The organism is Sphingomonas aurea, from assembly GCF_030678875.1.
GTDB lineage: Bacteria > Pseudomonadota > Alphaproteobacteria > Sphingomonadales > Sphingomonadaceae > Sphingomonas > Sphingomonas aurea.
In genome coordinates, this window is sequence record NZ_JAUUDS010000001.1 from 862,758 (window position 1) to 876,927 (window position 14,170).

Sequence of the window (14,170 nt, forward strand, 5' to 3'; positions counted from 1 at the left end):
GCGGAGGGGCTTACGCCGCCTCCGCAGGGACCCGCTCCTCCGCCAGTTCCTGCGCGAACCAGGCATAGGTGGTCGCCAGTCCCTCGGCCAGATCGACGGTCGGGCGCCAGCCGAGTTCGGCCTGCGCGCGCGAGATGTCGGGGCGGCGACGGCGGGGGTCGTCCTGGGGTAGGGGGCGGTGGACCAGCGGGGTGCGGGCACCGGACAGCGCCACCACCTGCTCCGCCAGTTCGCCGACGGTCAGCTCGTTGGGATTGCCGAGGTTGACCGGCTCAAGCGCGTCGCTGCGCCACTCCATCAGGCGGATCAGCGCATCGACCATGTCGCTGACGTAGCAGAAGCTGCGGGTCTGGCTGCCGTCGCCATAGATGGTGATATCGCGACCCGACAGCGCCTGGCAGATCAGGTTCGACACGACGCGGCCGTCGTCGGGATGCATGTGCGGGCCGTAGGTGTTGAAGATGCGCGCGACGCGCACCTGCGCGCGGCCGGCGCGGGCATAGTCGAAGGTCAGCGCCTCGGCGGCGCGCTTGCCCTCGTCATAACAGGCGCGTGGACCCGTACAGCTGACCCAGCCGCGATAGCCCTCGACCTGAGGGTGCACCTCCGGATCGCCATAGACCTCGCTGGTCGAGGTCAGGAGGAAGCGGGCGCCGGCACGCTCGGCGAGGCGGAGCAGATGGTGGGTGCCGACGACGTTGGTCAGCATCGTATGCTCGGGATCGACCTGATACTGTGGCGGCGAGGCAGCGCAGGCGAGGTTGTAGATCCGCGTGATCCGGTCGGCGTGACGCGTCACCGCGTCGGGCAGCGGCAGGGTGATATCGCCCTCGACAAAGGTGAAGCCGGGCCGCCCCTCCAGCAGCTTCAGGTTCGAGGGGCGCGCGGTCTGGAGGTTGTCGAGGCAGATCACCTCGTTCCCCTCGTCGAGCAGCCGCGCGACGAGGTGCGAGCCGATGAAGCCGGCGCCGCCCGCGACGAGGATCATTCCCGGATCTGAACGTGCCATCTTAGCATCCTCCATCATGCTGCGCCTTTGCGGTCCGCGCGGGTCTGGGCCGCGTCGTCGATCAGGCGTTCGAGTTCTTCGGCGCGGTGTGCCGCGGTGTGTGCGGAGAGGACGACGCGCCGTGCCGCCTGGCCGATCGCAGCGGCATCGTCGCAGTCGAGCGCAGAGAGAACGGCGGCACCGTCATCGGCCAGAACGATCTCGCGATCGGGCGCGAACAGGTCGGAGAGGCCGTTCCAGCGGTCGGACACGATCGGGGTGGCGCAGGCCGCCGCCTCGAACAGGCGGACCGAGGGGGACCAGCCGGCGGCGATCATGTCGGCGCGCGTCACGTTCAGCGTCCAGCGCGAGGTGGAATAGAAGTCGGGGTGATCGGCGGGGGGCAGGTGCTCGATCCGCTCGACGTTCGCCGGCCAGTCGATGTCGGTTGGATATTGTGGTCCAGCGACCGCGAAGCGCAGGTCGGAACGCAGGCGGGCGGGCTCCAGCAGCAGCCGTTCCAGCGTCGGCTGGCGATCGGGGCTATAGGTACCGAGATAGCTCAGGTCCCAGCGCTTGGCCGCGCCGGTCGGACGGTAACGGGCATCGTCGACCGAGCAGTAGAGCGCGCGGGCGGCGGGGGAGCCATAGTCGCGCTCGATCCGGTCGAGCGTCGGGCCGCCGGTAAAGGAGAGATAGAGGTCGTAGCCGGGGATCAGCTCCGGCGTCAGATACTCATGGTCGCCGCGCGCCAGCTTGGCGAGGGTGACGGGCGTGTCGATGTCATAGAAGGCGGTGACGCCGCGCGCGACGCGCTGGATGTGGCGGCCGACCGCGACGCCATCGGGAACGTAGGAGCCGACGATGACCGCATCGGCCTGCGCGATCGCCTGGTCCCACCCCGACAGCTCGTCGAGATCGCGGTAGAAGGCGAGCCGGCACCAGTCGGGATCGGCGAGGTCGCGGTGCGGCGCGTACCAGGGGACGTCGCGTTCGAGGAACAGCACGTCGTGGCCGCGGGCGTGGAACGCCTGCAGTAGCGCGCGATACGTAGTCGCGTGGCCATTGCCCCAGGAAGAGGACAGCGACAGGCCGAGGACGACGATCCTCATGCCGCTTCCCGCACGCGGGCGACGCGGTCGCGCAGCAGCGCGTCGACCTGGACGGCGCGCAGGGCATAGGTGTGCTCGGCGAGGACGCGGGCGAGCGCGGCGTCGCCGATCGCGCGGGCGCGTTCCGCCGTCAGGGTGGACAGGTGCTCGGCGACGTCCTGTCCGTCGCGGGCGACCAGCACCTCTCGGTCGGGGACCAGGAACTGCTCTATCCCCTCCCACGCGTCGGTGATGAGGCAGGCGGCGGCGCCGGCGGCCTCGAACACGCGGGTGGCGGGCGAGAAGCCGATCGAGGCCATCGAGTCGCGGGCGACGTTCAGGACGGCGCGGGGCGTGCAGTTGAAGGCGTTATGCTCGGCCGTATAGACATGGCCGCGGTGGCGAACATTGGCGGGCATGGCCTTCGTTTCCCACCCGTTGCCGCCGATCAGAAAGCGGCTGTCGGGCAGCGCCGCAGCGGGGCGGAGGAAGAATTCCTCCACGCGCGCTTCGCGGTCGGGCAGGCGGTTGCCGAGAAAGGCGAGGTCACAGGCGAAGCGATCGTCCGCCGGCACCGGGTGATGGGTGGCGGGGTCCAGCGCGTTGTAGACCGGCACGCACTCGGCCGCGCCGAAGCCGAGATAGGCGTCGACCACCGGCGGGCCGCCGCCATAGGTCAGGACCATGTCGAGGTCGGGCAGCGCGCGCAGCACCGGATGATCGGGGTCGCCGCGCATCTCGTCGAGCGTCGCGGCGGCGTCGACGTCCCAGAACAGCTTCAACGCGTGCGGGGCGGCATGGCGGACGATGCCGTCTATCAGCTCCGCGTCGAAGACGCCGACCCCCGACGCCTTGACGACGATGTCGGCCTCCCCTGCCCGCTCCAGCACGCTGCGCAGGCCGTCTGCCGTGGCTGGGTAGACGACAGAACGGGCGTAAGAGGGCGGATCGATGTCGCGGTGCTGCTGCCGGTCGAAGGCGTCGGGCTCGTAGAAGGTGATGTCATGCCCGTGCCCGGCGAGAGCGGACAGGATGCCGCGATAATAGGTCGCGGCGCCGTTCCAGTAGGACGACACTAGGCTGGAGCCGTAGAATGCGATCTTCATGCGGCGGTCCTGTGTTCTGTCAGGCCGGCGACGATGGCCAGCAGTTCGTCGGCGCGGTGGCCGCAGGTGTGGCGAGCGCGGATCGTCTCCAAACCCGCGGCGGCGAGCGAGGCGCGCAGGTCCGCGTCGCTGGCGAGATCGCGCAGCGCGGCGGTCATCGCGGTGCTGTCGGCGACGCGGAGATAGTCCTGTGCGCGGAACAGGCCCTCGATATCCTGCCACGGGGCCGAGACGAGCGGGATGCCGCAGGCGAGCGCCTCGAAAACCCGGATCGTCGGGATGCCGGGCAGGATGGTGGAATAGTAGCGCCGCGGGACGTGGACGGTGGCGAGCGCGCGGGCGCAAATCTCCGGCGCGCGGGCGTTGGGCGCCCAGCCGTGATAGCGGATACCGTAGCGGGCGAGCGTCGCCTTCGCGTCATCGGGATAGCGGACGCCGTAGATGTCGAGCGGCAGGCCGGCGTCGCGCGCGGGGGCGAAGAGGTACGCCTCCAGCTCGGCGGTTCGTTCGCCGTCGCCCCAGTTGCCGATCCAGACCAGCCCCTCGCGGTGCTGCTCCACGGCGGGCGGGTGGAAGAGCCGGGTGTCGGCGGCCTCGTGCCAGGTCCAGACGCGCCCTGCCCAGCCCCAGCCGCGATAGACGTCCGACAGGGTCTCGCCGAACGCGAGCACGCCGTCATAGCCGGAGAGGTCGAAGGCGCGCATCTCGTCAGGCGCGCTGACCGCACGGTGATGGGTGTCGTGGAACAGCAGCTGGAAGCGCGCGCCCTGTCGGCGGAGGTGACCGACCGCGGCGACGAGGGCGGAGTCGTTCCACTCGTGCATGATGACGAGGTCGGCGCCGTCGACCAGCTCGGCCGGGTCGGTGCCGGCGGCGTAGGTGACCGGCGACAGGTCGGGATAAGCCGTACGGAAGGCGTCGAGCCCAGACTCGCCGGCGTCGGCGAGGAGATTGGTCAGGCTCCAATTGCCCTCCGGCTCCAGTGCCACGACCTGATGGCCCCGCGCCTGCAACTCACGCAGCACGCCGCGCAGGAAATGGGCGTTGCCGTGGTTCCAGCAGGAGCGGAGCGAGTGGGTGAAATAGACGATTCTCATGCCGCCGCCCGCCGGTCGGTCGCGGTCAGGCCGGCGTAGATCGCGGCCATCGCGCCGGCCATCGCCTCGGGCGTGTAGCGGGCGGCGCGAAGCCGGGCGGCCTCGCCCAGATGGGCGCGGAGCGTCGGGTCGGTACGGGTCCGCTCGATCGCGGCGACATAGGCTACTTCGTCATCGACGGGGACGAGCAGCGCGGCGCCGGTCCATAGTTCGCGGAAGGTGTCGATGTTGGAGAGGACCAGCGGGCAGCCGGCAGCGGCGGCCTCCAGCACCGAAAGGCCGAACGGCTCAAATCGGGCGGCGGAGACGTAGATCGGGCGGGTAGCGAGAATCGCGGCGAGTTCGGCTTCGCTCAGCGGTCCGGGGGTGTCGAGGTGGTGGACCGCGATGCCCTCGCCGTGCGGGCCGGCAAGCGGACCGGCGGCGCGGAACGGCACCGGGACGCGCGCGGCGACGCGGTCGAGCAGCGGTATGTTCTTCACCTCGTCCCACAGCCGGCCGGCGGTGAAGACAGTGTCGGCCGGTGCCGCGTCCGGCAGGGCGAGCGGGGTGCGGCCGTTATGGACGACGAGCGGCAGGGCGGGCAGCGCGTGGACCCGGGCCACCGTCTCGGCAAAGGCGGCGCTGGGGGCGACGACCGCGTCGGCGGCGGCGAGGCCGGCGCTGGTGAGCGCGACACTCCAGGCGAAGTCCGCGTCGGGCGCGGTGCCGCGCGCGGCCTGCCACCAAGTGCCGATGCAGCCGTGCGCAACGGCGGCGACGGGCATGTCGAACTCCGCCTGTGCGGCAAGCGCGGGGGAGTTGAGGTGGACGAGGTCGGCGCCGACCTGCCGCGCCAGTTTCGCGACGGCGTGGCCGGCGGCGATCACCGCCTCCTCGTCTTCGGCCAGCCAGTCGAGCGGCAGGCCGGTGCGGATGATGCGGAAGCGCTGGTCGTCGCTGTCCGGCAGCGCGTCGGTCGGGCCGACGACGGCGAGGATCGTCTCGATCCCGAACGGGGCGAGCGCGACGGCGAGTTCGGTGGCGTACTGCCATACGCCCCCTACCGCGTCGGCGGCCATCAGCAGGCGCGTCATGATGCGGCCCGGAGCAGCAGCGCTTCCTCCACGACCGGCAGGTTCAGGCGCCGCTCGGCCGCCAGCCAGCGGGCGAGGGTTGCGACACCGTCCTGCCAGGCGCGCTTCGGAGCGAGGCCGAGCGCCTGCTCGGCGGCGCGGGTGTCGGCGACGAAGTAGCGCTGGTCGCCGGCGCGCCAGTCGGCATAGCTCACCTCGACCTCGCGGCCGATCAGCGTGCCGATATGGGCGATCAGCTGGCGCAGGCTGATCGCGTTGGCGGGGCCGCCGCCCAGGTTGAACGCGCGGCCCTTCACCGCGTCGATATGCCGCCACGCCTGCACATAGGCGTCGACCGCGTTCGACACGTCGAGAATGTCGCGGACCTGGTGACCGTCGCCGTAGAGGGTGATCGGCTCGCCCTGCAGGGCGCGGATCAGGAAATGGGCGACCCAGCCCTGATCCTCGGTCCCCATCTGGCGCTGTCCGTAGATGCAGCTCATCCGGATCACCGCGGCGGGCAAGCCGAAGCTGCGCGCGTAATCGAGAACGTATTGGTCAGCCGCCCCCTTCGACACGCCGTAGGGCGTGTGGAAATCGAGCGGGCGATCCTCGCCGATGCCGTGCGCGCGGACCTGCGCGTCGACGGGGACATAGGCGTCGCCATCGAGCCGGAAATCGAGGTCGGCGAGGTCGCCATACACCTTGTTGGTCGAGGCGAAGACCAGCGGGACCGCCCTGCCCTGCTGCCGCAAGGCTTCGAGCAGGTTGAACGTGCCGCCGATGTTGATCTCGTGATCCTCGCGAGGATCGACCATCGAGGTGGTGACCGCGACCTGCGCGGCGAGGTGGAAGACCGCATCGGCATCCGTCACGGCCTGAGCCAGGCGGTCGGCGTCGCGGATGTCGGCATGAACGAAGTCGATCGCATCACCGTGGCGGTCGCGGAGCCAGTCCAGGTTGCGCTCCGTCCCGGCGCGGCTGAGCGCGTCGTAGACGCGGACGCGGTGGCCGTCGCCGGCGAGCCGGTCGGCCAGATTGGCGCCGATGAAGCCCGCCCCGCCGGTGACGAGGATGGTCACGCGACCAGTCCCCGCTTCTCCAGCTCCGCCCGCGCGGCGGCGACATTGTCGGTCGCGGTCTGCTCGGCGACCCACTCTGCGAGGTCGGCGAGACCCTGCTGGAAGTCCTGCGTGGCGCGGAAGTCAAGCTTCTCGGCGGCGAGCGAGGTGTCGCAGAAACAGTGGCGGATGTCGCCGATCCGCGCCTTGCCGACGATCTCCGGCGCGATGTCGTTCTTGCCCATCGCACGGGCGAGTTCGGTCGCGACCTCGGTCACCGAGCGGTCGTGGCCCGAGCCGATGTTGAAGGTGCCGCCGGTCGCCTGCGGCAGGACCAAAGCGTCGGCGAAGGCGCGGGCGACGTCCGACACATGGACGAAGTCACGGCGCTGCTCGCCATCCTCGAAGATCATCGGCTGCTGGCCATTAAGCAGGCGCGAGGCGAAGATGGCGAGGACGCCGGTGTACGGGTTCGACAGCGCCTGGCCGGGGCCATAGACGTTGAACAGGCGCAGGCAGACCCCCTCCATGCCATAGGGCGCGGCCATGATGTGGGTGGTGCGCTCCTGCACATATTTGTTGAGCGCGTAGATCGACGACAGCGCCGGTCGCTTCCACTCGGGCGTCGCGACCGGGGCGAGCGGGCGGCCCTGCGCGTCGACCGGCTCCCAGTTGGACAGGCCGTCCTTCAGCCCGTGGCGCTCGGCATCCTCGACCAGCGCACCGTCGGCATCGCGGTACAGCCCCTCGCCATAGATCGACATGGACGAGGCCGTCACGACGCGGCGAACGGGATGGTCGATCAGCTTCTCGAACAGCACCGCGGTGCCGACGTCGTTAGTCGAGGTATAGCGCTCGACCTCGTACATCGACTGGCCCACGCCGACCTCTGCCGCGAGGTGGATGACGCTGTCGACGCCCTGGAGCGCGCGGGCGACGACGTCGCCGTTGCGGACATCGCCACGGATCAGCTCGGCCTCTGCATTGAGGAGCGGCGGGCGTTCGACGTCGCCGTGCACCTGCTCGATCAGGCTGTCGAGTACGCGGACGCGGTGGCCGCGGCGGAGCAGTTCGTCGCCGACGAAGCGGCCGATGAAACCGGCGCCGCCGGTGATGAGCACGGTTTCGGTCAACGCGCCGCCCCCGCGGCCTGGTAGTTGATCTGCGTCAATGACAAGCTCCCGTCGATCTGCTGCATTCGGTGACCCGGCCCGCAGGGCCGCGCCTCCGCCCCCGGAAATTATTTGGTACCCGGACGAAACGAAGCATCTTCTTCTTTGTTCCTAACGGGATGAGCTACATTCCTTATAACCCATGTTAATTTTGCTGCGGCTTTCGGTGGTGCGGCGATGACGGCGAGCGTCCTGCTGATTCGGCATGCCGCGCATGTGCATCTCGACCGCTGCCTGTCGGGCCGGATGCCCGGCGTGCCGCTGAGCGAGGTCGGGCATGCGCAGGCGGCTGCGCTGGGTGCGGCGCTCGCCGACGAGGGGCTGACGGCGGTGGAGTGCAGTCCGCTCGACCGTACCCGCGAGACGGCGGCGGCGATCGCTAGCGCGGCTGGGCTGGGGGAGCCGCGGGCAGCCGAGGCGCTGGTCGAGATCGATCTGGGCGACTGGACGGGACGTGCGTTCGGCAGCTTCGGCGACGATCCGGCGTGGCGCGACTGGAACGCGCACCGTGGCACCGCGCGTATCCCCGGCGGCGAGACGATGGCGGAGGCGCAGGGCCGGATCGTCGGTTATCTGGAGCAGATCGGGCGCGAACGATCGGGCGAGACGATCGCGCTGGTCACCCATTCGGACATGATCCGGGCGGCGGTGGCGCATGTGCTGGGGCTGTCGCTCGACCACCTGCTGCGCTTCGATGTGGGGCCGGCCTCGGTCAGTCGGGTGGTGATCGGCGACTGGGGCGCGCGGCTGGTCAGCCTGAACGAGCGATTGGGGGATGTGCGATGATCGAAGCGGCGATGATCTGGAATGAGCCGAACAACAAGTCGCACTGGGACGTGGCGCTCGACCCCGACTGGGCGATCTTCGGCGAGACGGTGAAGCAGGCAGGCGCGGCGATCCGCGCGGCCAATCCGGCGGTCACGCGCGTGCTGGGCGGCATGTCGCCGATCGACCCGCAGTTCGTCCACCGGCTGGCGGGATATGGGGTGATGGACGCGGTCGACGTGGTCGCCGTCCACGGATTTCCGCTCGACTGGAACCTGTGGTCGATCCACCAGTGGCCCGACAAGATCGCCGAGATCGAGGCGGCGGTGGCCAAGCCAATCTGGGTGACCGAGGTCGGCGTCGGCACCTTCGGCGCAGACGAGGTGCAGGTGTTCGGGATCGAGCGGACCGCCGAGCTGCTGGTCGGGCGGGTGCCGCGCATCTTCTGGTACTCGCTGTTCGACCTGCCGATGGAATGGGGTGCCGAGACGCGGCACCGCGAGGCGGAAGGATCGAGCTATTACCGGCATTTCCACATGGGCCTGATCCGGCCGGACGGCACGCCGAAGCCGGCACTGGACAGCTATGCCAGGGTCGCCGGCGACGTGGGGCTGATGCAGTGGTTCCACTATCAGGACCCGCGGCTGGACGAGGCGGTGGCGTGGATGAAGCGGCTGGGCACCCGGCACCTGCGCACCGGGATGAGCTGGGCCGACAGCTTCCGCCCCGATGCGCGCGGCTGGTTCGACCGGCAGATGGAGGCGCTGGCGGACTTCGACGTCACGCTGACCTTCTGCTTCACGCCCGAGCATCTGGGGCTGGCACCGCACCACACCAGCCCGCCACGCGATCCCGCGCAGTTCGCCGACTTCTGCGCCGAGATGATCGAGCGCTACGCCCCCGCACAGGCCGCGCGGGCGGTCGCCTGAGCATGGCCTCAGCCGGTCGGGGGCGGCTCTTTGTCGCGGAGCGTGTCGAGTACCTGTTCGGGGCGGACGTTGCGGGCGATCTCATCGAGATTGGCGCCGTCGGTCGGCACCTCCAGCCGGTCGGCGATGCGGCCGAGCAGCGCTGCGACGCGGGACAGTTCGTGCTCGGCGAGAAGGTTGATGTGGAGGTCGAGATCGGCGCGCTCGTCGGCAAGGCGGGCGGTGCGGTTCTGCGAGATCAGCACGAAGGTCGACAGGAAGATCGCCTCGACCGAGGCGACCATCGCCAGCACGACGAAGCTGGGGTCGAACTTCGGCTCCAGCCACAGGTTCCAGAAAATCCAGCCGCCGAACAGCGCCGCGTGGATGGCGACAAAGGTCATCGATCCGGTGAAGCCGGTGATCGCCGCCGCCAGCCGGTCGCCCAGACCCGCATCGGCGCGGTCGCGGGCGCGCTTGTCGCCGAGCGTATCGATGTTCCGGCGCAGCTGCGATTTCAGATCAGGGGATGACATGACGACGGTAACCAATGGAAATCGCTCGGGCTCCGCGGGAAGACTATGGTGAGCGCGATGATGCAGGCAGCGATCCTGGAAGGCCCGGCACGGATGACGATCACCGCGGTGGACCGGCCCGAGCCGGGGCCAGGCGAGGTGCGAATCCGGCTGGAGGGATGCGGGGTGTGCGCGTCGAACGTCGAGCCGTTCGAGGGGCAGCCCTGGTCCAGCTTCCCCGGCGAGGCGGGCGGCATGGGGCATGAAGGCTGGGGCACGATCGACGCGGTCGGGCCCGATGTGTCGGGCCTTTCGGTGGGTGACCGGGTGGCGGCGCTGTCGTACCGCAGCTTCGCCGAATTCGATGTGGCGAGCGCCGACGCGGTGGCACTGCTGCCGCCCGCGCTCGACGGGCAGGCGTTCCCGGGCGAGCCGCTGGGTTGCGCGATGAACATCTTCCGCCGGAGCGATATTCAGGCCGGACAGACGGTGGCGATCGTCGGGATCGGCTTTCTGGGCGCGGTGCTGACGCGCCTGGCGACCGAGGCAGGGGCGCGGGTGATCGCGATCTCGCGGCGGCAGGAGTCGCTCGATCTGGCGCGGGCGTTCGGAGCGGCGGAAACGGTGCCGATGCACGATCATTACGCGATCATCGAGGCAGTCAAGGCGCTGACCGGCGGCAAGGGTTGCGAGCGGGTGATCGAGGCGGTCGGCAAGCAATGGCCGCTCGACCTGGCAGGCGAGCTGGTCGCCGAGGGCGGACGGCTGGTGATCGCGGGCTATCATCAGGACGGGCCGCGGCAGGTCTCGATGCAGATGTGGAACTGGAAGGGAATCGACGTGGCGAACGCGCATGAGCGCGATCACGGCGTCTGCATGCGGGGGCTGCGCGAGGCGATCGACGCGGTGGCGAGCGGACGGATCGACCTGGCGCCGCTGCTGACCCATTCCTATCCGCTGGAGCGGGTGGCGGAGGCGATCACCGCGACGCGCGACAAGCCCGAAGGGTTCGTGAAGGCCGTGGTGGTGTTTTCGTGAGCGCCACGACACGTCCGCGCGTCGGGTTCCTCGGCGTCGGCTGGATCGGACGGCATCGGATGGCGGCGATGCTGGCGACAGGGGCGATCGAGGCGGCGGCGATCAGCGATCCTTCCGCTGAAATGGTCACTGAGGCGGCGGCGCTGGTGCCCGGCGCGGCGATAGTGGACGATCTCGACGCCATGCTCGCACTGGGGCTCGACGGGGTGGTGATCGCGACGCCGAGCGCGCTCCACGCCGACCAGTCCATCCGTGCCTTATCGGGGGGGGCAGCGGTGTTCTGCCAGAAGCCGCTGGGGCGCGATGCGGACGAGGCGGCTCGCGTCGTCGAGGCGGCCGAACGCGCCGACCGGCTGCTGTCAGTCGACTTCTCGTACCGGCTGACTTCGGGGATGCAGGCCATCGCCGGCCTGCTGCGCGAGGGCGCGCTCGGCCGGGTCTTCGCGATCGATCTGGTGTTCCACAATGCCTATGGGCCCGACAAGCCGTGGTTCTATGACCGGGCGCAGTCGGGCGGCGGGTGCGTGATGGACCTGGGGGTGCATCTGGTCGACCTGGCGCTGTGGGCGCTGGGAGCGGACGAGCCGGCAACGGTCGAGGCGCGGCTGTTCGCGGGCGGCACGCCGCTGACTGCCGACGCGGTCGAGGATTACGCGGTGGCGACGCTGACGCTGGCGGACGGGACGGCGATCCGGCTGGCCTGTTCATGGCGGCTGAACGCGGGCGTCGAGGCGGAGATCGGCGCCACCTTCTACGGCACCAGCGGCGGCGCGCGGCTGCGCAACATCGGCGGCTCCTTCTACGACTTCGCGGCCGAGCGGTTCGCCGGCACGACGACCGAGGCGCTGGCGCCGGTCGACAGCGACTGGGGCGGCCGCGCGGCGGCGGACTGGGCGCGGCGGCTGGCGGCGGGCGCGCGGTTCGATCCCAAGGCGAAGCGGCTGGTCACGGTGGCGCGGACTCTCGACCGGATCTATGCCTGGGGGTGACTTCGAAGATCGGGTACGTTTCCGCTTGTTCGCGGCCATCGCTCTGCTATCCCGATCTCCACAAGAGATCGGAGAGGATCGATGGACCTTCGCTTCACCCCCGAGGAAGAGGCTTTCCGCGAAGAGGTACGCGCGTTCCTGCGTGACAAGCTGCCCAGGCGACTGTCGGACAAGGTCAGGCACGACCATACATTGTCCAAGGCGGACATGGAGGAGTGGCACGCGATCCTGAACGCGCGCGGCTGGCTGGCCAATCACTGGCCGGTCGAGCATGGCGGGCCGGGCTGGTCGGTCGTGCAGCGCGCGATCTTCGAGGAAGAGGCGGCGCGCGCCCACGCCCCGCGGGTGATCCCGTTCGGCGTGTCGATGCTGGCACCGGTGCTCATCAAGTACGGGACCGAGGAGCAGAAAAGCCGCATCCTGCCCCGCATCCTCGACGGGTCCGACTGGTGGTGCCAGGGCTATTCAGAGCCGGGCTCCGGGTCGGATCTCGCCAGCCTGAAGACCAGCGCGGTGCGCGACGGCGACCACTATATCGTCAACGGGCAGAAGACCTGGACGACGCTGGGCCAATATGCCGACTGGATCTTCTGCCTGGTGCGCACCGATCCCAAGGCGAAGGCGCAGGAGGGCATCTCGTTCCTCCTCATCGACATGAAGTCGCCGGGCGTCGAGGTTCGGCCGATCGTGCTGCTGGACGGCGATGCGGAGGTGAACGAGGTGTTCTTCACCGACGTGCGTGTGCCGGTCGGCAATCTGGTCGGCGAGGAGAACAAGGGCTGGACCTATGCCAAGTATCTGCTGACCTATGAGCGGACCAACATCGCCGGCGTCGGGGCGTCGGCGGCCGCGTTCGACCGGCTGAAGGCGCTGGCGAACACGCTGACGCGCGGCGGGCGGCCGCTCGCCGACGATCCGCTGTTTGCAGCAAGGATGGCACGGGTCGAGATCGAGCTGGCCAACATGACGACGACCAACCTGCGCGTCGTCGCCGCGGCGGCAGGCGGCGGCGCACCGGGGGCGGAAAGCTCGATGCTGAAGATCAAGGGCACCGAGATCCGCCAGGCGATCACCGCCCTCTTCCGCCGCGCCTATGGCCCTTATGCCCAGCCCTTCATTCCCGAGGCTTTCGAGGAGGGCTATAATGGCGAACCGGTCGGGCCGGAGGATGCCGGAGCCGCGGCGCCCAGCTATTTCAACAACCGCAAGCTGTCGATCTTCGGCGGGTCGAACGAGGTGCAGCGGAACATCATTTCCAAGATGATCGTGGGGCTCTGATGGATTTCCACCACTATGACGACCGGCAGATGCTGGCCGACACGCTGCGTCGCTATCTGGCCGCGGAGGCGCCGGTCGAGGCGCGCAACCGGGTCGCCTATGGCGATACCGGGTACAGCCCGGCGGTGTGGGCGGGGCTGGGCGAACTCGGCATCGCGGGCGCGCTGTTCGGCGAGGATGCGGGTGGCTTCGGCGGGTCGGGCTTCGACATCATGGTCGTGTTCGAGGAACTGGGCCGCGCGCTGGCGGTCGAGCCATTCCTCGGCACGCTGATGGCCGGGCGCGCACTGGCGATTGCGGCGCCGGAGCATGCGGCGCTGGCGGAAATCGTGGCAGGGACGTCGATAATCGCCTTCGCTCATCAGGAGCCGCAGGACCGCGCAGCCGGCGATCCGCTCGCCACCCGCGCGACGAAGGTCGAGGGCGGCTGGTCGCTCGACGGTGCCAAGGCGGTGGTCGCGCAGGCCGAGGCGGCGGCGCTGCTGCTCGTGTCCGCCGAGACGGAGGATGGCCGGTCGCTGTTTCTGGTGCCGGCGGGCGCAAAGGGGCTGACGATCCGCGGCTATGCCAATGTCGATGGCGGGCGCTCGGCTGAGGTGACGCTGCGCGGGGTCGTGGTGGCGGACCGGGTCGCGGCGGATGGTGCCGCCGCGATCGCCGAGGCCGAGGCGGCCGGGCTGCTCGCCCTGTCGGCGGAGGGGCTGGGCGCGATGGAGGTCGCGAAGGAGGCGACCATCGAATATCTGCGCACCCGCAAGCAGTTCGGCGTGCCGATCGGCAAATTCCAGGCGCTCCAGCATCGCATCGCCACCGTGCTGATGGAGGTGGAGCAGGCACGCTCGGCGGTCATCAACGCGGCGGATGCGTTCGATAACAAGAGCGGTACGGCGCGCGACCGGATATTGTCGGCGGCCAAGCACACGATCGGCGCGATCGGGCAGCTTGTGGCCGAGGAGGCTATCCAGATGCATGGCGGCATCGGCATGACCTGGGAATTGCCGCTGTCCCACTATGCCAAGCGGATCACGATGATCGACCAGCAACTGGGCGATCAGGACCAGCATCTGCAGCGGTTCATCGCGTTGGGGCGGAGCTAATCATTACCCG

General features: G+C 69.6%; 14 protein-coding genes. 6 read left to right on the forward strand and 8 right to left on the reverse strand.

The genetic code is table 11. The features are described from left to right. Positions 1–10 precede the first annotated feature (10 nt). From Q5H91_RS04485 to Q5H91_RS04515, 7 genes are read right to left on the reverse strand one after another with little or no spacing between them, the layout of a single operon-like run. Complete coding sequence (locus tag Q5H91_RS04485) at positions 11–1,009, reverse strand: UDP-glucuronic acid decarboxylase family protein (protein WP_305172018.1); 999 nt, start codon at positions 1,007–1,009, stop codon at positions 11–13. 14 nt (positions 1,010–1,023) lie between these two features. Then, positions 1,024–2,100 carry a CgeB family protein gene (locus tag Q5H91_RS04490; protein ID WP_305172019.1) on the reverse strand — a complete coding sequence of 359 codons (1,077 nt, stop codon included), beginning with the start codon at positions 2,098–2,100 and terminating at the stop codon, positions 1,024–1,026. Beyond that, the gene (locus Q5H91_RS04495) at positions 2,097–3,185 is read right to left on the reverse strand and encodes a CgeB family protein (RefSeq protein WP_305172020.1); all 1,089 of its coding nucleotides are present in this window, start codon (positions 3,183–3,185) and stop codon (positions 2,097–2,099) included. Before Q5H91_RS04495 ends, Q5H91_RS04490 begins: the two co-directional genes overlap by 4 nt. Further along, on the reverse strand, positions 3,182–4,282 hold the full coding sequence (locus tag Q5H91_RS04500) for a CgeB family protein (RefSeq protein WP_305172021.1): 1,101 nt from the start codon (positions 4,280–4,282) through the stop codon (positions 3,182–3,184). Before Q5H91_RS04500 ends, Q5H91_RS04495 begins: the two co-directional genes overlap by 4 nt. Continuing rightward, entirely contained in the window at positions 4,279–5,358 is a 1,080-nt protein-coding gene (locus tag Q5H91_RS04505; RefSeq protein WP_305172022.1) for a glycosyltransferase family 4 protein, read from the reverse strand. Before Q5H91_RS04505 ends, Q5H91_RS04500 begins: the two co-directional genes overlap by 4 nt. Then, complete coding sequence (locus tag Q5H91_RS04510) at positions 5,355–6,419, reverse strand: SDR family NAD(P)-dependent oxidoreductase (protein WP_305172023.1); 1,065 nt, start codon at positions 6,417–6,419, stop codon at positions 5,355–5,357. Before Q5H91_RS04510 ends, Q5H91_RS04505 begins: the two co-directional genes overlap by 4 nt. Beyond that, positions 6,416–7,531 (reverse strand): NAD-dependent epimerase/dehydratase family protein, encoded by a 1,116-nt coding sequence (locus Q5H91_RS04515; RefSeq protein WP_305172024.1) that lies wholly within the window; start codon positions 7,529–7,531, stop codon positions 6,416–6,418. The genes Q5H91_RS04510 and Q5H91_RS04515 overlap by 4 nt, the downstream gene beginning before the upstream one ends. 216 nt (positions 7,532–7,747) lie before the next feature. Here Q5H91_RS04515 and Q5H91_RS04520 point away from each other — a divergent pair, with 216 nt between their 5' ends. Further along, the gene (locus Q5H91_RS04520) at positions 7,748–8,356 is read left to right on the forward strand and encodes a histidine phosphatase family protein (protein WP_305172025.1); all 609 of its coding nucleotides are present in this window, start codon (positions 7,748–7,750) and stop codon (positions 8,354–8,356) included. Beyond that, positions 8,353–9,264, forward strand: coding sequence for a glycosyl hydrolase (locus Q5H91_RS04525; RefSeq protein WP_305172026.1), 912 nt, complete (start codon positions 8,353–8,355; stop codon positions 9,262–9,264). Before Q5H91_RS04520 ends, Q5H91_RS04525 begins: the two co-directional genes overlap by 4 nt. A gap of 8 nt (positions 9,265–9,272) precedes the next feature. Here Q5H91_RS04525 and Q5H91_RS04530 read toward each other — a convergent pair whose 3' ends face one another. Further along, complete coding sequence (locus Q5H91_RS04530) at positions 9,273–9,779, reverse strand: DUF1003 domain-containing protein (protein ID WP_305172027.1); 507 nt, start codon at positions 9,777–9,779, stop codon at positions 9,273–9,275. Positions 9,780–9,836: 57 nt separating this feature from the next. On the opposite strand from Q5H91_RS04530, the gene Q5H91_RS04535 reads away from it, so the two are divergent. The 4 genes from Q5H91_RS04535 (at position 9,837) to Q5H91_RS04550 (ending at position 14,160) form a co-directional block, all read left to right on the forward strand. Next, the gene (locus Q5H91_RS04535; protein WP_305172028.1) at positions 9,837–10,796 is read left to right on the forward strand and encodes an MDR/zinc-dependent alcohol dehydrogenase-like family protein; all 960 of its coding nucleotides are present in this window, start codon (positions 9,837–9,839) and stop codon (positions 10,794–10,796) included. After that, a complete protein-coding gene (locus Q5H91_RS04540) occupies positions 10,793–11,785 on the forward strand; it encodes a Gfo/Idh/MocA family protein (protein ID WP_305172029.1) in 993 nt (330 codons plus the stop codon). Before Q5H91_RS04535 ends, Q5H91_RS04540 begins: the two co-directional genes overlap by 4 nt. An 81-nt stretch (positions 11,786–11,866) precedes the next feature. After that, positions 11,867–13,063: an acyl-CoA dehydrogenase family protein gene (locus Q5H91_RS04545; protein ID WP_305172030.1), complete on the forward strand. Its 1,197-nt coding sequence runs from the start codon at positions 11,867–11,869 to the stop codon at positions 13,061–13,063. Continuing rightward, on the forward strand, positions 13,063–14,160 hold the full coding sequence (locus tag Q5H91_RS04550; protein WP_305172031.1) for an acyl-CoA dehydrogenase family protein: 1,098 nt from the start codon (positions 13,063–13,065) through the stop codon (positions 14,158–14,160). Before Q5H91_RS04545 ends, Q5H91_RS04550 begins: the two co-directional genes overlap by 1 nt. Positions 14,161–14,170: the final 10 nt, after the last annotated feature.